Here is a 21,424-nt window from a genome sequence, read left to right on the forward strand (position 1 = left end):
CACGGCACGGGCACCGCGCTCGGCGACCCGATCGAGGTCAGGGCCCTGGCCGCGGTCCTCGGCGAGGGCCGCGCCGATGCCGGCACCGGCCCGGTGGCCCTCGGCTCCGTGAAGACCAACATCGGCCACCTGGAGGCCGGCGCCGGCATCGCCGGACTCATCAAGACCGTGCTCGTCCTGGACCGGGGCGTCATACCGCCGCATCCGCACCTCAGCCGGCCCAATCCCTACATCCCATGGAACGACCTGCCCGTCACGGTGCCCACGACGCCGACGCCGTGGCCGGACGAGCGCCGCGTCGCCGGGGTGTCCTCCTTCGGCTTCGGCGGCACCAACGCCCACGTCGTGCTCGAATCCCCGCCGCCGCGGGAGGTCGCCGAGCCGGCGGGGCCGGTCGGCCCCGCGCTGGTCAAGGTGACCGGCCGAGGCTCGGCCGCGGTGGCGGCCGGCGCGGAGCGGCTGGCGGCCTGGATCCGCGACGCCGAGGCCGACGTCGCCGGGCTGGCCTGGGCCGCCGGCGTGGGCCGTGCCGACCTCCCCGACCGCGCCGCCGTCGTCGCGGACAACCTGACCGAGGCCGAGGAGCTGCTCCGGGCCGTGGCCGAGGGACACGCCGCGCCCGGTGTCGTCCGGGGCCGCCGCGGAACCGGCGGCGCGCCCCGCGTCGGCTTCGTCGTCCCCGGCCAGGGGCCGCGGCTCGCCGGCGCGCTGGCCGGGGTGTACGGCAGGGTGCCGGTGGTGACCGAGGTCGTCGACGAGGTGGCCAGGTCGGTCGGCCCGGTCTCCGGGCTGCCGCTCTCCGTCCTCCTCGACGACAGCGAGGAGTCGGCCGCGGCGCTCGCGGACACCGCGGTGGTGCAGCCGGCGCTGTTCACCGTGGCCGTGGCGCTCGGCCGCTGGTGGCAGTCGATCGGGGTGCGGCCGGCCATGGTCCTCGGGCACAGCGCCGGGGCCTACGCCGCCGCGGTGCTGGCCGGCGTGTTCTCGCTGGAGGACGGCATCCGGCTGACCAGCGCCCGGGCCCGGCTGATGGCCGGTCTGCCGCCGGTCGGCGCGATGGCCGCGGTGTTCTGCGCGGCCGAGGAGCTGGCCGAGGTCGACGACGTCCGCCGCGGCGAGGTGGTGATCGCCTCCTACAACGGCCCCCGGGAGACCGTGGTCTCCGGGCCGACCGAGGCCGTGCTCGCGCTCCTCGACGAGATGGCCGCGCGCGGCGTGAAGAGCGTGCGGCTGCGGGTCTCCTACGCCTCGCACGGGCCACTGATGGAGCCGGTGCTCGGTCCGCTGGGCGAGGCGTTCGAGGGGGTGACGCCACGGCGTCCCACCACGGAGTTCGTCTCGGACTCGACCGGTGAGATCGCCGGGCCCGAGGTGGCCACCGTCGACTACTGGGTTCGGCACACGCGCCAGCCGGTGCTGTTCTCCAAGGCCATGCGGACGATGCTGGACCGCCGCGTCGGAGTGGTGATCGAGCTGGGGCCGGGCGGGCTGCTGCCGCTGTTCCTCAGCGTGGCCGGGGAGCGGGAACTGGTCTGCGCGCCCTCGGTGGTGGTCGAGGGGGGTGTGCCGCGCGGGCTGCTCGAGTCGGCCGGCCGGGTCTGGGCGGCCGGCGTGGACATCGACTGGACCCGGGTCAACGGCCCCCGACCTGCCGGTCCCCTGCCCTCGCTGCCGACCTACCCCTTCCAGCGCCAGAGCTACTGGCCGGAGCTGACCGAGGGGCCGGCGCCGGCGCCGGCCGCGGTCCGAGCGGCCGGCCGCCCCAGGGCCGCGGCCGTTCCCGAGCCGGCCGCCGCGCCGTCCCCGGCGGCCAGCCCCGCGCGCGACGAGCGGGACGACGCGCAACGCGTCGCCGCCCTGGTGAGCTATCTGCGCGGCGGGCTCGCGGAGGTGATGGAGCTCGCCGAGGGGGACGAACTCGACGCGGATACGGGCCTGTTCGACCTGGGGCTGACCTCGGCCATGGTCGTGAGGCTGCGGGCCAGGTTCGAGGCGGACCTCGGCCGGCGCGTCCCCACCACGGCGGTGTTCGAGCATCCGACGATCAGGCGACTGGCCCGTTACCTGGCCGACATGGGCGCGGTCCCCACCGACGTCCGGGACGCGACCACGGACGCGACGACCCGCCCGACCGGGCCGACCGCCGGGGCGGCCCCGACCGTGACCGATCCGAAGCCGACCGCGGCCGACACCGACACCGACACCGACGACACCGCCGCCGAGCCGATCGCGATCATCGGCATGGCGTGCCGGTTCCCGGGCGGCGCCAACGACCTCGACAGCTACTGGCGGTTGCTGCGCGAGGGGCGGGACACCACCTCGCCCGTGCCGGCCGGCCGCTGGAACGGATACCGAACCGGGACGTCGGGGCCCGACCCGGCCGGCTTCCGCGGCGGTTTCCTCGACCTTCCCGTCGACGCCTTCGACGCCGAGGCGTTCGGTATCACCCCGCGCGAGGCCCGTGCCATGGACCCCCAGCAGCGGCTGCTGCTCGAGGTGGCCTGGGAGGCGCTGGAGGACGCCGGCTGCCCGCCGTCGGCGCTCGAGGGCTCCCCGACGTCGGTCTTCGTCGGCATGACGACCCTCGACTACCTGCAACTGCTGTCGGCCGACGCGGACTCGGAGGCCGACGCCTACCGGGCCACCGGCAACACGTTCAGCGTCGCCGCAGGACGCCTCTCCTACTTCCTCGGCGCGCAGGGCCCGAGCATGGCCGTCGACACCGCCTGCTCCTCCTCGCTCGTCGCCGCCCATCTCGCCATGCGCAGCCTGCGGTCGGGAGAGTCGAACCTGTCCATCGTCGCCGGCGTGAACCTGCTGCTCTCACCGACCACCACGACGAGCCTCGCCGACCTCGGCGCGCTCGCCCCCGACGGCCGCTGCAAGACCTTCGACGCGGCCGCCGACGGCTACGCGCGCGGCGAGGGGGCGGGCGTCGTGGTCCTCAAGCGGTTGCGGGACGCGCTTGCCGACGGCGACCACGTCTGGGCGGTACTGCGCGGCTCGGCCGTGAACCAGGACGGCCGCAGCGCCGGTCTCACGGTCCCCAACGGGCAGGCACAGCAGCGGGTGATCCGCGAGGCCCTGCGGGACGCGCGCGCCGAAGCCGGCTCGGTCGGCTACGTCGAGGCACACGGCACGGGAACCGCGCTCGGCGACCCGATCGAGGTCGAGGCGCTGATGGAGGTGTTGCGTCCGCGCCGGGAGGAGCCGACGCCCACGCTGCGCGTCGGCTCGGTGAAGACCAACCTCGGACACCTGGAGGCGGCGGCCGGCGTGGCCGGTCTCATCAAGGTCGCCCTGACGCTGCACCACGGCGAGATCCCGCCGCACCTGCACCTGAACAACCCGAGCCCGCACATCGACTGGGACGCGCTGCCGCTGGAGATCCCCACCCGGCTGACCGAGTGGTCGTCGGGCGGGCCCCGCGTCGCGGGGCTCAGCGCCTTCGGCTTCGGCGGCACCAACGCGCACGTGGTGCTCCAGGAGGCGCCACGCGCCGTCGAGCCCGCCGCGAGCCCGGAGCCGGCCGGGGAGCGACCCGCCCTGCTGGTGCTGTCGGCCAGGACCGAGCCGGCCGTCGCCGCGCTCGCCGACCGCTACCGGGAACTGCTCGTGGCCGGCGGACCGGCCGGCACGGCCCCGGCCTGGCCCGACGTCGCCCGGAACGCGGCGACGCGCCGCGGCCACCTGCCGCGCCGGATCGCCGTCACGGCGTCCTCGGCGGCCCAGGCCGCCGAGCTGCTGGCCGCCGCCGCGCGGGGCGAGGATCGGCATGGTCTCTCTGTCGGCAGGGTGGTGCCCGAGGACCGGCGACGACTCGTCCTCGCGTACAGCGGGCAGGGCAGTCAGTGGGCCGGGATGGGTGTCGACCTGCTGCCCGAGCCAACGGCCGGCGCCGTGCTGCGCCGCTGCGACGAGCTGATCCACGACCTGGCCGGCTGGTCGCTGCTTGACGAGCTCCGCGCCCCCACCGCCTCGTCGAGGCTGGCCGACACGGTGATCGCGCAGCCGGGCATCTTCGCGGTCCAGGCGGCGCTCACCGACCTGTGGCGGCGGTGGGGCGTCGTCCCCGACGCGGTCGTCGGCCACAGTGTCGGCGAGGTCGCGGCCGCCTACGCCGCGGGCGCCCTCGACCTGGAACAGGCCGTCGAGGTGGTCGTGCGCCGCGGCCAGGTGATGGCGGCGACCCGGGGCAGCGGCGCGATGGTGGCCGTCGGCCTGTCGGCCGAGTCCGCGGCCGAACTCATCGAGCCCTACGGTGACCTGCTCTCCGTCGCGGCGATCAACAGCCGGGAGAGCGTCGTCGTCGCGGGGGACCCGGCGGCGCTGGCCGACCTCGAACCGGTCGTGCGCGGCAGGCGGGCCCGCTGGGCGCGGATCCAGGACGAGTACGCCTTCCACAGCCCGCGCATGCTGCCGGCGAGGCCGGACCTGCTGCGGGCGCTCGACGGCCTCGCCCCGGCGCGGCCCACCACGCTCGTCTGTTCGACGGTCACCGGCGAACCGGCCGGCCCCGGCGCCTTCGACGCCGCCTACTGGGCCGAGAACATGGTGCGTCCCGTCCGGTTCGCCGACGCGCTGCGCGCGGCGGCGGCACCGAAGGCGCACAACGTCGTCCTCGAGGTCGGGCCGCACGCGGTGCTCGGCCAGGCCGCCGCCCAGTCGCTCGCCGACCACGCCGCCGCGGTGACCACCGTGGCCTCGCTGCGGGCGCGGCGCGACGGCAGGACCACCCTGCTGACGGCCGCGGGCGAGCTGCACGTGCTCGGCTACGAGCTCGACCACCGGGCGCTGCACCCGGGAGCCGGCCGGCGCGTGACCCTGCCCGCCTACCCGTGGCAACGCAGGCGCCACTGGCTCCCGCGGCCCCCGGCGCGGGCCGCAGCGCGGGTCGGCCCTTCGGGGACCGACGCGTTCGAGGACGAACTCGCCGACGCCGTCTACGAGTTCGACTGGCAACCGGCATCGGGTTCGGGCCTCGGGGCCGAGGCGGCGGCCGCGGCGGGCGACTGGCTGCTGGTTGCCGACCGTGGTGGCGTCGCCCAGCGCGTCGCCGCGCTGCTGACCGCGGGCGGCGGGCGCTGCGTGGTCGTCGCCCCCGAGAAGCTGGACCCCACCGCACCGGACGCCGCCCGGGAACTGCTGTCCGGCACGGACACGTTCCGCGGCCTCGTGCACTGCGGGGCGCTGGACGCCGACCGGGCGGCCCCGGCGCCCGGCCCCGAGACGGAGGCCGCCCTCGCCCTCTCCTGCGGGCCGCTGCTGGCCGCGGCCCGGGTGCTGCGCGGCGCCGACGCCGGGGCCGCGCACCGCGTCTGGGTGGTGACCAGGGGCGCGACCGGCGCCGGGGGCGGAACGGTGGCGCCGCTCCAGAGCCCGGTCTGGGGCCTCGGCCGGGTGGTCGCCCTGGAACAGCCGGAGCTCTGGGGCGGACTGATCGACCTTGATCCGGCCGCGCACGATCCGGCCGCCGAGGCCGAGGCGGTGCTGGCCGAGCTGCTGCGTCCCGCCGGTTCCGACGACGAGGACCAGATCGCCCACCGGGCCGGCGCCCGCCTGGTCGCCCGCCTGCGGCGCGCCGAGCGGCTGGCCCCGGCCGAGGGCCCCGCCGTCACAGGGACCGGGAGCTACCTGATCACCGGTGGCCGGGGGGCGCTCGGGTTGCGCGTGGCGGAGTGGCTCGTCTGCAGGGGCGCCCGGCACCTGGTGCTGACGGGGCGCCGGCCGCTCGCCGAGGACGCCGACGACCCGGTGGTCGCGGCCGTCCGCCGGTTGCGGGAGGCGGGCGCCACGGTCCACACCCCGGAGGCGGACGTGGCCGACCCGGAGGCCATGGCCGCGCTCTTCGCCGCGGACGCGCCCTGGCCCACGGTGCGTGGAGTGGTCCACGCGGCCGGAACATTCAACCCCTGCGCGACGGCGGAGTTGGACTGGGACCGGTTCCGCGCCATGACCCGGGCCAAGGTCGACGGCACTCTGGTGCTCGACGCGCTCACGCGCGACGCCGACCTCGACTTCTTCGTGATGTTCTCCTCGGCGTCGGCCGTCTGGGGCTCCGCGCTCGCCGGACACTACGCGGCGGCCAACGGCTTCCTGGACGCCATGGCGCACGACCGTGCCTCCCGCGGCCTCCCCGGACTCGCCGTCGACTGGGGCTGGTGGGCCGGCAGCGACCTGGTCGCCGGCGAACACCTGGACCACTTCGAGGCGATGGGCCTGCACGTCCTGCCCGACCGGGTCGGCTTCGCCGCCCTGGAACGGTTGCTCGGCTCGGAGCGGCGCCAGCTCACGGTGGCACCGGTCGACTGGGCACGGTTCCGGCCCGTCCTCGAGGCCAGGCGACGCCGGCCCCTGCTCGCGTCGCTCGGGGTCACCGCAGACCCGACGGCGGCCGACGAGGAGCTGCTGCGCGGGCTGCGCGCCGCCACCGGCGGGGCGCGGGTGCGGCTGTTGGAGGGAAGGCTGCGGCGAGAGGTCTCGGCGGTCCTCGGAATGGACGACGGACAGCCGCCTCTCGACCGGGAGTCCGGCTTCTCGGACGCCGGCATGGACTCCGTCATGAGCGTGGAGCTCAAGAACCGCCTCGACCGGATCCTCGGCCTGTCCCTGCCCGCCACCGCCGCGTTCGAACACCCCACGATCGCCGCCCTGTCGCAGTACCTGCTCGCGCTGCTTCCCCTGCCCGCCGACGCCCCGCCCACGGACGTCCCGCCCGCCGGGAGGGACGCGGAGGATCCCTCGGCCCGCCTCGACGGCCTGTCCGAGGCGGAACTCCTCGAACTGCTCGACGAGGAGCTGGATCAGTCACGGGCAACCACCGAGAGCCCACTGGAGACGTCATGACGAATGTGGTCGAGCCCGACGCGGATCACCGCTCCCACGTGTTACGCCGTGCCCTGGTCGAGTTGAAGGCCGCCCGCGCCGAGGCCGCCGAGGCCCGGCGCCTGGTCAACGAGCCCGTCGCCGTGGTGGGCATGGGCTGCCGCTTTCCCGGCGGTGCCGTCGGGGTCGAGGCGTTCTGGGACCTGCTGGTGGCGGGACGGTCAGGAGTGGTCGAGGTGCCAGAAGACCGCTGGAACGTGGACGACTACTTCGATCCCGACCCGGACGCCGCCGGGCGCACCTACGCCCGGCACGGCGGATTCGTGGACGGTATACGGGAGTTCGACGCCGGCCTGTTCGGCATCCCGCCCCGCGAGGCGGTCGGCGTGGATCCGCAGCACCGGTTCGTGCTCGAGGTGGCCTGGGAGGCGCTTGAGCACGCGGGCATCGCGCCTGACTCGCTGCGCGGCTCGCGCACCGGCGTCTTCGTCGGCATGGGCGGCAGCGACTTCGAACGCCTCACGCTCTCGACCGGCGACGTGTCCACGGTGGACGGCCACTCGGCAACCGGAGGGGCGCTGAACATGGCGGCCAACCGGCTGTCGTTCGTGCTGGGGTTGGAGGGCCCCAGCATGGTGGTGGACACCGCCTGCTCCTCGTCGCTGGTCGCCCTGCACCTGGCCTGCCAGGCGCTCCGGTCGGGAGAGTGCGACACGGCACTGGTCGCCGGCGTGAACACCCTGCTGTCGCCTGGCACCACGGTGGCCCTGTCCAAGGGCCGCATGCTCTCGCCCGAGGGCCGGTGCAAGACGTTCGACGCGGCGGCCGACGGCTATGTGCGCGGCGAGGGCTGCGGCGTCGTGGTGCTCCGCCGCGTCGAGGCGGCGCGCGAGGCGGGACAGCGGATCTGGGCGGTCGTCAGAGGCACCGCGACCAACCAGGACGGCCGCAGCTCGGGGCTGACCGTCCCTCGGGCGGATGCCCAACAAAACGTGATCCGCAGAGCCTTGGCGGCCGGCCGGGTCGCCCCGGCGGACGTGGGCTATGTGGAGGCGCACGGCACGGGCACCGCGCTCGGCGACCCGATCGAGGTCAGGGCCCTGGCCGCGGTCCTCGGCGAGGGCCGCGCCGATGCCGGCACCGGCCCGGTGGCCCTCGGCTCCGTGAAGACCAACATCGGCCACCTGGAGGCCGGCGCCGGCATCGCCGGACTCATCAAGACCGTGCTGGTGCTCGACCGCGGGCTGATCCCGCCGCACCTCAACTTCTCCCGGCCCAGCCCGCACATCGCCTGGGACGACCTGCCCGTCACGGTGCCCACGACGCCGACGCCGTGGCCGGACGAGCGCCGCGTCGCCGGGGTGTCCTCCTTCGGCTTCGGCGGCACCAACGCCCACGTCGTGCTCGAATCCCCGCCGCCGCGGGAGGTCGCCGAGCCGGCGGGGCCGGTCGGCCCCGCGCTGGTCAAGGTGACCGGGCACGGCACCGAGGCGCTGCGGGCCGGCGCCGAGCGGCTGGCGGCCTGGACCCGCGACGCCGAGGCCGACGTCGCCGGGCTGGCCTGGGCCGCCGGCGTGGGCCGTGCCGACCTCCCCGACCGCGCCGCCGTCGTCGCCGGGACCGTGGCCGAGGCCGCGGAACGGCTGGCGGCGGTGGCCGAGGACCGCGCTGCCGCCGGCGTCGTCCGGGGCCGTCGACGTTCCGAAGGCCCGCCGCGACTCGCGCTCGTGGTCCCGGACGGCGGGTCGTCGCCGGCCGGCCTCCTGGCGGACCTCCACCGGCGGTCCCCGGCGGTGGCCGAGGTCGTCGACGAGGTGATCGAGGCGGTCGGTCCGGTGTCGGGGGCGTCCCTGACGGCGCTGCTCGACGGAGGGGACGACCGGGGGCACGACGGCCGCCCGTCGCGGCTCGCCGTGGACCTGGTCCGGTACGTCACGACCGTGGCCCTCGGCCGCTGGTGGCGGTCGATCGGCGTCCGTCCCGACCTGGTGCTCGGGCGGGGCACCGGCGCGTACGCCGCGGCGACCCTGGCCGGCGTCTGGTCGCCGGCCGACGGCGCCCGCCTCGTGGCCGCCGTCGCAGCCGGCGAGTCGCCGGACGCCGTGCTGGACAAGGCCGATCTCCGGGCGCCCGACACGGAGTTACTGCTCGACACGGACCTCGCGGGCGACGGTGCCGCAGCGGCCACCGCCGAGTACTGGACGCGCCGGGCCGGCGACCCCGCTCCCCCGGCGAGGACCGTCAGCGCCGTGCTGGAACGCGGGGTGCGGGCGGTGGTCGAGCTCGGGGCCGCGGAGCTCGGGCCGAGGTTCCTGGCGGCGGCGGACGATCAGGACGTGGTCGCCGTCGCCGCACCGGCCGCGGGCGGTGCGGCGCTGCCAGGGCTGCTCGAGGCGGCCGCCCGACTCTGGACGGCCGGCACGAGCCTCGACTGGGCCGGCGTCAACGGCCCCCGGCCGGCCGACCCGCCCCAGCTGCCCACCTACCCGTTCCAGCGCCGGACCTTCTGGCCGCACACCACCCCCCGGGCCTCGCTGGTCCGCGCCCCGCACACCGGGGAGGGAGTGGGGCTCAGGCCGCGGATCCTCAGCACCGCCACAGGAACGACCGTGGGCGAGACCGAACTCTCGCTGCGCCAGGTGCCGTTCCTGGCGGAGCACCGCGTGCACGGCCGGATCGTGGTCCCCGGGGTGATCTACCTCGAACTCGTGCTGCGGTGCGCCGAACGTGCCTTCGGCGGCCCGGCGCGCGCCCAGGACCTCTCGGTGTCGAGGCCGCTGGTGCTCGGCGACGACGAGTCCGCCACCGTGCAGGTCGTCATCGACCCGCCGACGGCCGGGCGTTCCCGGGCGCGGCTCTTCAGCGGCGACCACGAGACGGGGTGGCGGCTGCACTTCGAGACGGTGCTCGACGGCGCCGAGCGCGCGGCGGAACCGCCGGACGGCGCGGTCGCCGCGGAGGCGTTCGCCGCCGAGTCTGTCCGCTGCGACCGATCCATCGGCGAGGCGGAGTTCTATCGCCGGGCCTGGCATCCGATGTTCCGGCTCGGCCCGAGCTTCCGGCTGGTGCGGGGCGCCCGCACCGGCCCGCGCGCCGCGGTGGGCACCCTCGTGCCCCCGGCCAGGGACGCGGCCGGCGTCACCGCCGGCATCCGTCCCGAACTGCTGCTGCTCGACGCCTGCATCCAGCTGGTCGCGGTCGCCGCGCTGTCCGACGAGGGCTTCACCGACCGTCCGGTGCACCTCGGCACCGGCTACCAGCGGATGTCGGTCGGCGACCTCGGCTCGGCGGCGGAGCTGGAGTGCGCCGCCGTGCTCCGGGAGTCGACGGACGGCACGCTCCTGGGCGACCTCAGGCTGACCGACGCCGAAGGACGTCTGGTCGGCGAGATCTGGGGCGCCTCGTTCCGGCCGATCACCGAGCGGATGCTGCTGCGCATGGTCGCCGACCCGGCACCGGCCGACGGCACGCCGGCCGACCAGGACGCCCACTCGGGACCCGGCCTCGCCGAGCTTCGGGCGGCCCAGGAGCCGGAGCGCTCCGGGCTCGTCGTGGACTTCCTCGTCCACAGCCTGGCCCGCGTCCTCGGCGCGCGACCGGCGGAGGTCGACCCCAGGGCGCCGGTGGAGACCCTGGCCGACTCGCTGATGATCGCCGAGCTCCGCACCGACATCGAGCGTCGGCTCGCCGTCACCGTGCCCATGGAGTCGTTCTTCGCCGACGCGTCCCTGACGACGCTCGCCCGCCACGTCACCGACGAGTGGGCGGCCGAGGAGCCGCCGCCTGCGCCGACGCCGGCGCCGGACCCCGTGCCGGCGACGCCCGCGAAGCGCCGGGCCAGGCCGTCTCGCGTCACGTTCATGTCGGTCCCCGAGATGACCGAACTCGCGGCGCTCGACGGGGCGATCACGGTCACCGGCGCGCCCGAGCCCTGGGAACGCACCTCGCGCGCGACGCTGCTCACCGGCGCCACCGGCTTCGTGGGCGGCTTCCTCCTCGCCGAACTGCTGAACCGGCGGCCGGGGGACGTCCACTGCCTGGTCCGCGCGAGCGATCCGGCGCACGCGATGCGGCGCCTGACCGACAACCTGCGTTCGTACGGGATCGCCCCGGAGCCGTACCTGTCCCGGATCGTGCCGGTCGTCGGCGACCTCGCCAAGCCGCTGTTCGGCCTGGACGAGGCGAGCTTCGCCGCCCTGCGCGACGGGATCGGCGACATCGTGCACTGCGGCGGCATGGTCAAGTGGACCTACCCCTACCGGGGGTTGGAGGGCGCCAACGTCGCCGGCACCCGCGAGGTGCTGCGGCTCGCCACGCTGGGCGCCCCGCGCCCGGTGCACTTCATCTCCACCGTCGGGGTGTTCTCCTCCAGGGACTTCACCGCGGACGTGGTGTACGAGACCGACGACATGCACACCAGCGGCTCGCTGGTCGTCGGCTACGCCCAGACCAAGTGGGTGTCGGAGCGCATGGTCAGGTTCGCGCAGGAGCGTGGCCTGCCGGCCACCATCCACCGGATCAACACCGGCGGGCACAGCGTCACCGGCGCGTTCAACCGTCTCGACCACCTGACCCTGATCCTCAAGGGCTGCGTCCAGGCCGGCATCGCGCCGCACCGGGTCGCGGTCATGCCGGTCCAGCCGGCACCGATCGACTACGTGGCCGGCGCGGTCGTGGAGGTGGCGAAGCGGCCCGAGCTCCTGGGCGGCACCTTCCACCTCGTCAACGAGCGGGCCATGACCTGGAAGGAACTCTTCGACGCCGTCGAGGAGTTCGGCTACCCGCTGGAGAGGGTCTCCTTCGAGGACTGGCGCGAACAGGTCACCGGGCGCAATCCGGGCACGCTCGCGCTGCTCGGCCTCGCGCCGTTCCTCCACGACAGCCTGGAGCACACCCGGCTGCCGTTCTCGGACTCCGAGCTGACCCGAAGGGCCCTGAAGGACGCCGCGATCAGCTGCCCGCGCCTCGACAACGCCCTGGTGCACACGTTCCTCAGGGGTTTCGTCGACGCCGGCTTCCTGGAGCCCCCGTCCCGGTCCCGACACAACACCATCCGTCTCGAAGGGAGTGACGCGTGACCGCCATCTCCATCAACCTCGCCGACCTCGAGTACCGGCTCAACCCCTGGCCGACGTACGAGGTGCTGCGCGACCAGGCACCCGTCCACCACGTGCCGGACGGCACCGCGGACGGCGAGGACATCTACGTGATCAGCCGCTACGCCGACGTGTCGAACACGCTGCGCGACAAGAAGACCTTCTCCAACCAGGTCATCACGGACGAGCGCTTCAACGTACCGGTGCTGGTCAACCGGGACGCGCCGGAACACACCAGGCTGCGGAAGAACGCCAACCGGGCGTTCAACGCCAAACTCGTCCGAAACCTGGGCAGTTGGGTGCAGTCCGTGATCGACGAGGTGATGGCCGAGGCGCTCGCCGCCGACCGGGTGGAGTGGGTCGAGGCGTTCACCACCACCCTGCCGTTGCGGGTGGTCAGCGACATGCTGGGCATCCCCCGCGACCGCAAGGACGATTTCCGCCGCTGGACCCAGGCGGTGATGGACATGTTCGCGGTGGCCGCCGGCATCGACCCCGACGAGGTGCCCGGCTTCCTCGAGGACCTGCTGGAGTTCGGCAACTACATGGGCGAGCTGGCGCAGGAGCGCAAGGGCAAGCCCAACCGCGGCGACATCCTGGGCGCACTGGTCGAGGAGCACGAGGCCGGCCAGCTCTCGCAGGACGAACTGACCATCATGGCCTGGTCCTTCATCGCCGCCGGCTACGAGACGACGATGAACCTGCTGGGCGGCGGGCTCCAGATGTTGCTGACCGACCCGGCCCTGGCCAAGCGCCTGACGGCCGAGCCGGACCGGACCGAGGACTTCATCGAGGAGTACCTGCGGGTCTACAGCCCGATCCAGTGGACGCTGCGCAGGCCCACCGAGGACACCGAGCTGCACGGCGTCGTCATCCCCAAGGGCGCCCTGGTGCACGTGGTGATCGGCGCGGCAAACCGCGATCCGCGGCGGTTCTCGGAGCCCGACGTGTTCGACATCGACCGCCCCAACAAGACGGATCACCTGGCGTTCGGCGCCGGTCCGCACTTCTGCCCGGGCTCTGCCCTGGCCCGGCTCCTCGCCGGCCTGGCGTTCCGGGCCTACTACGCCCAACTCCACCGGCTGTCGCTCGATCCCGAGGACCCGCCCCGGCTGCGGACCCAGCAGGGCGCGTACGGCCTCGCCCGGATGAGCCTCCTGGTGTCGCACTGACCGGAAGACCGGAAGACGGGAAGACAGGACATCACGATGACCACGATCGTTCCCACCCTGACCCTGCTGAGTCGGCTGCGCGAGCACGCGACGCGCAGGCCCTCGGTCCGGGCCTGTGTCTTCACCACCGACGACGGGGAGGACGAGAAGACCCTGACCTACGCGGACCTGGACCGCGACATCAGGACCATCGCGACCGGGCTGCGCGCCCGGCTGAACCCCGGGGACCGGGCCCTGCTGCTGTTGCCGGAGGGCGCGGACTTCGTCCGCGGGTTCCTGGGGTGCATGCGGGCCGGCGTGATTCCGGTGCCGGCGTACCCGCCGCTGCCGGTGCAGTCGCGCCAGCGGGTGGAGACCCTGCGAGCCATCGTCGCCGACTGCGGGCCGCGGGCCGTCCTCAGCGCCGCGTCCACCGAGGACGTCACGGCGATCCGCCGGGTCGTGCCCGACCTGGACGACGTGTGGTGGAGCGGGCCAGACGAGCTGCTCGGCGGGGAGCCTGACGAGGCCGCGCAGTACGAGGCCGGCCCCGACGACGTCGCCTTCCTCCAGTACACCTCGGGCTCCACCTCGTCCCCCAAGGGGGTCGTGGTCACCCACGCCGCGCTGGCGCACAACGTGGAGATGATCAGGCGGGCCTTCGGGCTCGACGAGGAGCCCCGGATGGCCAGTTGGCTGCCGCTCTTCCACGACATGGGGCTGATCGGCAACGTCCTCCACCCCCTGTGGGCGGGCGGGACCACCATCCTGATGACGCCCATGACGTTCCTCAAACGGCCGGCCAGGTGGCTCGCGGCGATCTCCCGGCACCGGGCGAACGCCACCGGGGCCCCGAACTTCGCCTACGAGCTGTGCACCCGCAGGGTCAAGGAGAGCGAGAGCGCGGACCTCGACCTCAGCAGCTGGCGGGTGGCGTACAACGGTGCGGAACCGGTGCGGGCGGCCTCGCTCGACGCGTTCGCCGAGCGGTTCGCGGCCCACGGCTTCGACCCGGGCGCCTGGTGGCCCTGCTACGGACTCGCCGAGGCGACGCTGCTGGTCACCGGGGGCGACCCCGGGCGGGAGCCGGCCCGGCTCACCGTGGACCGCGACGCCTTCCAGCAGGGCCGCGTGGTCCCGGCCGCCGAGGGGACCGTTCTGGTCAGCAGCGGCTACACGACGATGGAACGGACCGTGCTGATCGTCGACCCGGAGACGCGCGAGCCCGTGGCACCTGGCCACGTCGGCGAGATCTGGATCGGCGGCCCCCATCTGCCCGTCGGCTACTGGGGGAATCCCCAAGCCACCGAGGAGACCTTCGCCGCGCGCCCGGTCGGCGGCCCGCGCGGGCCCTACATGCGCTCAGGCGACCTCGGGTTCGTCCACGACGGCGAGCTGTACGTCACGGGCCGATGCAAGGACCTGCTCATCGTCGGCGGCCGCAACCACTATCCGCAGGACATTGAGGCGACCGTCGAGGAGGCGCACGACGCCATCCGCAAGGGGTGTGTCGCGGCCTTCGCGATCGACGACGGTGACCGCGAACGGGTCGTGGTCGTCGCCGGCGCGGGGCAGGGCGCCGTGGGCGCCGGCGAGGCGGCGGCGGCCAAGCGGGACGCGATCACCAGGGCCGCGACCGTCGCGGTCGCCGCCGAGCACGGCATCACGCTGGACGACGTGGCGGTCGTCGGGCCGAACGCGGTGCCCAAGACGTCGAGCGGGAAGCTGCGGCGCGGCGCCTGCCGAGCCGCCTACCTGCGCGGCGAGTACGCCGTCGGCGCGAAACCGGAGAGGACGGAGGACGAGTGATGGACGCCGCGCTCACCCCCTGGCAGGTCCAGGACTGGCTGACCGCACGGGTCGCCGAGATGCTGCGCGTCGACGCGGCGCAGATCTCCGCGGAGGCGATGTTCCGCGATCTGGGTCTGTCCTCGGTGCAGTTGGTCGAGATGACGGCGGACCTTGAGGACTGGAGCGGCCGGACGCTGCCCGCGACCTTCGTCTTCGACTGCCCGACGATCGAGGACGCCGTGGCGCACCTCACCGGTCCCGGGGCGCCGGAGCCCGCGGCCGGGCGGAATCCGGTCGCGGCGCACGGAGCCCGGGAAGGCGAGGGTGGCTGACATGGCGCTTGGCACCGTTCCCGGCGCCGCCGGCGGCGCCCAGATCGTCGCGCTCGGCCACTACCTGCCGGAGTCCGTGGTCTCCACCGAGGAGGTGGCCGGACGGCTCGGCATCGACCCCGAGTGGGTGGTGGCCAGGACCGGCATCAGAGAACGCCGGCAGGCCGCCGAGGACGAGACGGTCGTCGACCTGGCGACGGCCGCCGCCGCGCACGCGCTGGACGGACTCGCCGCCGACCCCAGGTTCCCGGGCGCCGTCTCGCTGATCGACACCGTGATCGTGGCGACCTCGACGGCCGAGTCCAGCATGCCGAGCGTCGCGGCGCGGGTGGCGGCCAACGCCGGCCTCGGTCACCCCGCCGCGTTCGACGTCAACGCCGCCTGTGCCGGCTTCTGTTACGGCCTGGCGACCGCCGACGGGCTGGTCCGCTCGGGCACCAGCGGCGGCGTCCTGGTGGTCGGCGCCGACAAGGCGACCGCCTGGCTCGACTGGCACGACCGCGACACGGCCATCCTGTTCGGGGACGGGGCGGGCGCCGCCGTGGTGCTGCCGCACGAGCGCCGGGCCATCGGCCCCGTGGTGTGGGGCAGCGTCGGCGAGGAGTCCCACCTGATCGCGATAGGCGCCGAGGACCGGGTGCTGCGGCAGCAGGGCAGGACCGTGTACCGCTGGGCGACCGGCCTGGGCGACACGATCGCCGAGGCGTGCGACCGCGCCGGCGTGACCCCGGACAAGCTCGCGGCGTTCGTGCCGCACCAGGCCAACCTGCGGATCATCAACGCGCTGGCGCGGCACCTCGGCTTCGAGGGAGAGGCGGTCGCCACCGATGTCGTCGGGTCGGGGAACACCATCGCGGCCACCATCCCGCTGGCGCTCTCCCGGATGCGGAGCCGGCCGGGCCTGGCGGAGGGCGGCGACGTGCTCCTCTTCGGCTACGGCGCGGGGCTCTCCTACGCCGGGCAGGTCGTCACGCTGCCCCCGCTCCCCACGGCGACGCCCGTCGGCGGTGCGGCGGGCACGGCACGAGGAGAGCACCTTGGCGCCCGGTAGCGGAGAACGGTTGCTGGTGACCGGTGGGGCCGGATTCATCGGCTCGGCCCTGGTCCGAACGCTGCTCGCCGAGCCCGGCGGGGTGGCCCGGGTGACGGTCCTCGACAAGCTCACCTACGCCGGCAACCCGGCGAACCTCGCCCCGGTGGCGGACGACCCCCGGTTCCGCTTCGTCCAGGGCGACATCTGTGACGCCGCGTTGGTCGCCGAGGTGATGCGGGGCCAGGACCGGGTGGTCCACCTGGCCGCCGAGTCGCACGTGGACCGTTCGATCGAGTCGGCCTCGGGGTTCGTCACCACCAACGTTGTCGGCACGCAGACCCTGCTGGACGCGGCGCGACGGGCCGGCGTCGCCACCTTCCTGCACGTCTCCACGGACGAGGTGTACGGCTCGCTGGAGTCCGGCGCCTGGCCGGAGACCGATCCGGTGTCGCCCAACTCCCCCTACTCCGCGAGCAAGGCGGCGTCCGACCTGTTGTGCCTGGCCTACGCCCGCACGCACGGGATGGACGTCCGGGTCACCCGTTGTTCGAACAACTACGGCCCCTACCAGTTCCCCGAGAAGGTCATCCCGTTGTTCGTCACCAACCTCCTGCGGGGACGGCCCGTGCCGCTCTACGGCGACGGCGGGAACGTCCGGGACTGGCTGCACGTGGAGGACCACTGCCGGGGCCTGCTGCTGGCCCTGGAGCACGGCCGGCCGGGCGAGGTCTACAACCTGGGTGGCGGCGCCGAGCTGTCCAACCTGGAGCTGACCAGGACGCTCCTCGAACTGCTCGACGCGGGCGAGGAGATGATCGACTGGGTCGAGGACCGCAAGGGCCACGACCGCCGGTACTCCGTCGACTGGGCCAAGGCAGCGGCCGAGTTGGGCTACCGCCCGCGCCGCACGTTCGTGGACGGGCTCGCGGACACCGTCGCCTGGTACCGGGACAACCCCGGCTGGTGGGAGCCGCTGTGTGTGGGGCCGGCCACCGCGGCGGTCCCCGGACGACGAGCGGAGGTGCGACTCTGATGCGTGGGATCATCCTGGCGGGCGGCTCGGGCACCCGGCTGCGCCCGCTGACCCAGGTGCTGTCCAAGCAGTTGTTGCCGGTGTTCGACAAGCCGCTGGTCTACTACCCGTTGTCGGTTCTGATGCTGGCCGGCGTCCGGGAGATCCTGGTGATCAGCATGCCCGGTCATCTCGACCAGTACCGCGCACTGTTGGGGGACGGCGACCGGCTCGGCATCCGTCTGGCCTACGCCGAGCAGGAGCGGCCCCGCGGCATCGCGGAGGCGCTGTTGATCGGCCGTGACTTCGTCGGGGACGACCAGGTCGCGCTGATGCTCGGCGACAACGTCTTCCACGGGCACGACCTGGCCCCGCTGCTGCGGGAGCAGGTGGTGAAGCTCTCGGGCGCGACGCTCTTCGGCTACGCGGTGGCCGATCCGCAACGGTACGGCGTCGCGGTGCTCGACGACGACGGGCGGCTGGTCGACATCGAGGAGAAGCCGGCGCGGCCGCGCTCCAACCTGGCGGTCACGGGCCTGTACCTCTACGACAACGAGGTGTTGGACCACGCGGCGGGGCTGACTCCGTCGGCGCGTGGCGAGTTGGAGATCAGCGACGTCAACCGCCGGTTCATCGCGGAGGGCAGGGCACAGCTGGTCAATCTGGGCCGGGGCACGATGTGGCTCGACGCGGGCACCCACGAGAGCCTGATGGAGGCCGCCAACTACGTGCGGGTCGTCCAACAGCGCCAGGGGACGCAGATCGCCTGCGTCGAGGAGGTGGCCTACCGGATGGGCACCCTCGACCGGTCGGGTCTGGACGCCGCGATCGAGAGCGTGGGCGTGACGTCCGACTACGGCCGCTATCTCAGGCAAGTACGCGACGAACGCTGAGGAGGAGAGTGCCATGCGGGTCAGCGTCGACCAGGACAGGTGTGTCGGTTCCGGGCAGTGCGCGCAGACTTCGGAGGAGGTGTTCGACCAGAGCGAGGAGGACGGCCTCGTCGTCCTCCTGGCCGAGAGCCCGTCGACGGCGCACCGGGAGACGGTCAGGCGGGCGGCGGCGCAGTGCCCCGTGTCGGCGATCTCGCTCGTCGAGTGAGGGGCGCGCGGTCCTGATCGAGTGTCGGGTGGCCCGGGTGGCACGGGCCACCCGTTCGCGCGTCCTGGATCGGCGCCCGGCTCAGGCGGAGGCGACGATGGCCGCCGAGGCGCGCAGGTAGCCGAGGAGGTCGTCGACGAGCCCTTCGGGGTCGGCGTTGCCCTTGCCGCCGACCGCGAGGTGCCCGATCAGCGCGAGGTCGACCGCGCCGTGGACGACGGCCTGGAGCAGGGCCGTCACGCGCTCGGTGTCCCCCGCCGGGAGCGCGCCCGCCCGCTGGGCCGACTCGACGATGCCGAGCAGCGTCTCGCGGCTCGACTCGGCGGCGATGGCCAGGGCCTCGACGTCGGGGCCCCACGCCCCGAACACCAGCCGGAAGCGGGCCGGATAGGCCAGCGCCCAGCCCACGTACTCGCGCAGGGCCGCGCGCAGCACCGCCTCGGCGGGCAGGTCACGCTGCCACAGGGCGGCCAACGCCTCGCCGAGCCGGGTGAGTTCGCGGGCGGCGACGCTTGCGAGCAGCGCCTCCTTGTTGGCGAAGTGCTTGTAGGGAGCGTTGTGCGACACGCCCGCGCGATGCCCCACCTCGCGCAGGGTCACCGACTCACGCCCGCCCGCGTCGAGGAGCTCGGCCGCGGCGGATATCAGCAGTTCGCGAGTACGAGGGGCCACATTTCGACTATACCGCGCACCCCTCGGGAGAGCGCCGGGTTGACGCTGTACACCCCCGCTGTTAGGTTGACGCTGTCAACCCCCTTGGCGAGGGCCGGCTTTCGGCTTACCCGCCGATGCCGTGTGGCTCGACTCGCCCTCGGCCTCGCTCCGTTCACGTATGACGACTCATCAGGTGGCATCTCTATGTTCTCATGGCTGGGGCGCTGTGCCTACGGGCGGAGGCGCGGCTTACTCATCGCGGCGGCCCTGTTCGTGGTGCTCGCCGGTGTCTGGGGCAGTGGCGTCTTCAGCGCCATGGGCAGCGGCGGCTACACCGCCCCCGACGCGGAGGCCAACCGCGCCAACGCGTTGCTCGAGGAGCACTTCGGCCACCAGCCGGGGGACGTCGACGCCGTGGCGGTGTACACCGACCCCACCGGGGAACTGACCGTCGACGACCCGGACTTCGAGCGCGCGGTGACAGCCGCGCTCGCCAGGCTCCCGGAGTCCGAGGTCGTCTCGTCGACCAGCTACTGGAGCCCGGAGCTCACCCCGGAACAGCGCGCCGAGTACGTCGCCGAGGACCGCCACTCCACCTTCGCGACGATCACCCTGCGCGGCGAGGACTCCGCCGAGCGCCTGGAGTCCTACGGCGACATCCAGGACCAGGTGCGCGCCGACAACCTGGAGACCTACCTCGGCGGCGGGTTCACCAGCGAGTACCAGCTCCAGCGGCTCGCCACGGAGAACCTGGCCACCGCCCAGTTGATCTCACTGCCGATCCTGCTGCTCCTCCTCCTGGTCATCTTCCGCGGCCTCGTGGCCGCGGCCATCCCGGTCGCCCTCGGGATCATGGCAATCCTCGGCTCGATGGTCCTGCTCCGCGGGCTCACCTACGTCACCGACGTCTCGATCTTCGCCCTGGAGATCTCCACGCTGCTCGGCCTCGGACTCGCCATCGACTACGGGCTCTTCATGGTCAGCCGGTTCCGCGAGGAGCTCGACCGCCGGGACGACGACGTGCGCGCGGCCCTGGTGGCCACGATGAACACGGCGGGCCGCACGGTCGCGTTCTCCGGCCTCACCGTCGTCATCGGGCTCTGCGGACTGCTGTTCTTCCCGCAGCCGGTCTCCCGCTCCTTCGGCTTCGGCGGCATCACCGTGGTGCTCTTCGACATCGTGGCGGCGCTGCTGGTGCTCCCGGCGGCGCTCGCGGTGCTCGGCCGCCGGATCAACGCGCTGAGCCTGCCGTGGCCGCGCCGCGGGACCGCCGCCGTCACCCGGGAGGACCGGGCGTGGGCCAGGTTGGCGAGCGCCGTCACCCGGCGCCCCCTGCCGTGGTTGACCGGCGGGCTGCTGGCGCTCCTGGTCGCGGCCGCCCCGCTGCTGTCGCTCCAGCCCGGCATGACCAACCACCGCTACCTGCCCGTCACCAACGAGGGCCAGGTGGTGGCCGGGATGCTCAACGAGGAGTTCCCGCCCGACGGCCCCGCCGGCACCCGCGTGGACATCGCCCTGTCCGGCCCCGTCGAGCGGACCGCCGTCGACGACTACCTGCGCACCCTGGAAGGCCTCGAGGGAGCGACCAGGACCGCCGTCCACCGCGCCGACTCCGAGCTGACCTGGGTGACCGTCTCCCACCGCGGCGAGGCCGACGACGCGGCCAACCTCGACCTGGTGCGCGAGATCAGGGCACTCGACCCGCCGGCCGGCGCCACCGAGGTCCTCGTCGGCGGTCTCGGCGGCCCGGCGATCAGCCTCGACAACACCGAGGCGACCACCGACTCGCTGCCGTGGGCGCTCGTCTTCGTCGGCCTCTCGTCCCTGGTCCTGCTCTTCCTCGCCTTCCGGTCGGTGCTCGTGCCGCTCAAGGCCGTGATCGTGGCCTTCCTCTCGCTCGCGGCCTCGCTCGGCATCATCGTCTGGGGCTTCCAGGAGGGCGGGCTCGCGGGACTGCTCGACTTCCACGAGGTGGGCACGACCGACGTGTGGACCCTGGGCCTCATCGTCACCATCGCCTTCGGCCTGGTCACCGACTACGAGATGTTCCTGGTGAGCCGGGTGAGCGAGGAGTACCAGGCCACCGGCGACAACCACCGCGCCATCAACGTGGGCCTGCGCGGCACCGGTTCGGTCATCACGCGCGCCGCGCTGCTGATGATCGTCGTGCTCGCCGCGATGGGGCTCACGGCCACCTCGCTGTTCCTGATGACCCTCGGCATCGGGCTGACGCTCTCCGTGGTGATCGACGCCACCGTGGTCCGCTCGGTCGTCGTGCCCGCCGCGATGCAACTGCTCGGCCACGCCAACTGGTGGCCGGGCCGACCGCGCCGGCCGCACGACAGGACCGACCCGCCGCCGGAGTCGCCTTCCACGAGGCCCGCCGTCGCGGAGGGCGAACCGATCCGCCATGCCTGACAGCCCACGCA

The 21,424-nt window shown here is 74.0% G+C and carries 11 protein-coding genes; 10 read left to right on the plus strand and 1 reads right to left on the minus strand.

Translation table 11 applies throughout. The annotated features are described in order from the left end of the window. From E1265_RS07200 to E1265_RS07240, 9 genes are all read left to right on the plus strand, one after another. Window positions 1-6,846: type I polyketide synthase (locus E1265_RS07200; protein ID WP_132929386.1), on the plus strand; the 6,846-nt coding region annotated here is incomplete at its 5' end. Further along, window positions 6,843-11,903, plus strand: coding sequence for a thioester reductase domain-containing protein (locus E1265_RS07205; protein ID WP_132929387.1), 5,061 nt, complete (start codon window positions 6,843-6,845; stop codon window positions 11,901-11,903). The genes E1265_RS07200 and E1265_RS07205, both read left to right, overlap by 4 nt. Further along, complete coding sequence (locus tag E1265_RS07210; protein ID WP_132929388.1) at window positions 11,900-13,093, plus strand: cytochrome P450; 1,194 nt, start codon at window positions 11,900-11,902, stop codon at window positions 13,091-13,093. Before E1265_RS07205 ends, E1265_RS07210 begins: the two co-directional genes overlap by 4 nt. Before the next feature lie 36 nt (window positions 13,094-13,129). Next, window positions 13,130-14,881, plus strand: coding sequence for a fatty acyl-AMP ligase (locus E1265_RS07215; protein WP_132929389.1), 1,752 nt, complete (start codon window positions 13,130-13,132; stop codon window positions 14,879-14,881). Continuing rightward, a complete protein-coding gene (locus E1265_RS07220; RefSeq protein ID WP_132929390.1) occupies window positions 14,881-15,195 on the plus strand; it encodes an acyl carrier protein in 315 nt (104 codons plus the stop codon). The genes E1265_RS07215 and E1265_RS07220 overlap by 1 nt, the downstream gene beginning before the upstream one ends. 1 nt (window position 15,196) lies before the next feature. Continuing rightward, the gene (locus E1265_RS07225; protein ID WP_132929391.1) at window positions 15,197-16,246 is read left to right on the plus strand and encodes a beta-ketoacyl-ACP synthase 3; all 1,050 of its coding nucleotides are present in this window, start codon (window positions 15,197-15,199) and stop codon (window positions 16,244-16,246) included. After that, on the plus strand, window positions 16,233-17,261 hold the full coding sequence (rfbB, locus tag E1265_RS07230; RefSeq protein WP_132929392.1) for a dTDP-glucose 4,6-dehydratase: 1,029 nt from the start codon (window positions 16,233-16,235) through the stop codon (window positions 17,259-17,261). Before E1265_RS07225 ends, rfbB begins: the two co-directional genes overlap by 14 nt. Beyond that, on the plus strand, window positions 17,261-18,133 hold the full coding sequence (gene rfbA, locus E1265_RS07235) for a glucose-1-phosphate thymidylyltransferase RfbA (protein WP_132929393.1): 873 nt from the start codon (window positions 17,261-17,263) through the stop codon (window positions 18,131-18,133). The genes rfbB and rfbA overlap by 1 nt, the downstream gene beginning before the upstream one ends. 13 nt (window positions 18,134-18,146) lie before the next feature. After that, on the plus strand, window positions 18,147-18,341 hold the full coding sequence (locus E1265_RS07240; protein ID WP_132929394.1) for a ferredoxin: 195 nt from the start codon (window positions 18,147-18,149) through the stop codon (window positions 18,339-18,341). Between the two features lie 81 nt (window positions 18,342-18,422). On the opposite strand, the gene E1265_RS07245 is transcribed toward E1265_RS07240, so the two are convergent. Next, the gene (locus tag E1265_RS07245; protein WP_132929395.1) at window positions 18,423-19,013 is read right to left on the minus strand and encodes a TetR/AcrR family transcriptional regulator; all 591 of its coding nucleotides are present in this window, start codon (window positions 19,011-19,013) and stop codon (window positions 18,423-18,425) included. Window positions 19,014-19,199: 186 nt separating this feature from the next. On the opposite strand from E1265_RS07245, the gene E1265_RS07250 reads away from it, so the two are divergent. After that, the gene (locus tag E1265_RS07250) at window positions 19,200-21,413 is read left to right on the plus strand and encodes an MMPL family transporter (RefSeq protein ID WP_132929396.1); all 2,214 of its coding nucleotides are present in this window, start codon (window positions 19,200-19,202) and stop codon (window positions 21,411-21,413) included. Window positions 21,414-21,424: the final 11 nt, after the last annotated feature.

The organism is Streptomyces sp. 8K308, assembly GCF_004348315.1.
In the GTDB taxonomy this organism is placed as follows: Bacteria; Actinomycetota; Actinomycetes; order Streptomycetales; family Streptomycetaceae; genus Streptomyces.

Coding starts and splice junctions, on each gene's coding strand:
- E1265_RS07205 (WP_132929387.1), top strand. CDS start 6,843: ATGACGAATGTGGTCGAGCCCGACGCGGATCACCGCTCCCACGTGTTA.
- E1265_RS07225 (WP_132929391.1), top strand. CDS start 15,197: ATGGCGCTTGGCACCGTTCCCGGCGCCGCCGGCGGCGCCCAGATCGTC.
- E1265_RS07250 (WP_132929396.1), top strand. CDS start 19,200: ATGTTCTCATGGCTGGGGCGCTGTGCCTACGGGCGGAGGCGCGGCTTA.
- E1265_RS07240 (WP_132929394.1), top strand. CDS start 18,147: ATGCGGGTCAGCGTCGACCAGGACAGGTGTGTCGGTTCCGGGCAGTGC.
- E1265_RS07220 (WP_132929390.1), top strand. CDS start 14,881: ATGGACGCCGCGCTCACCCCCTGGCAGGTCCAGGACTGGCTGACCGCA.
- E1265_RS07215 (WP_132929389.1), top strand. CDS start 13,130: ATGACCACGATCGTTCCCACCCTGACCCTGCTGAGTCGGCTGCGCGAG.
- rfbA (WP_132929393.1), top strand. CDS start 17,261: ATGCGTGGGATCATCCTGGCGGGCGGCTCGGGCACCCGGCTGCGCCCG.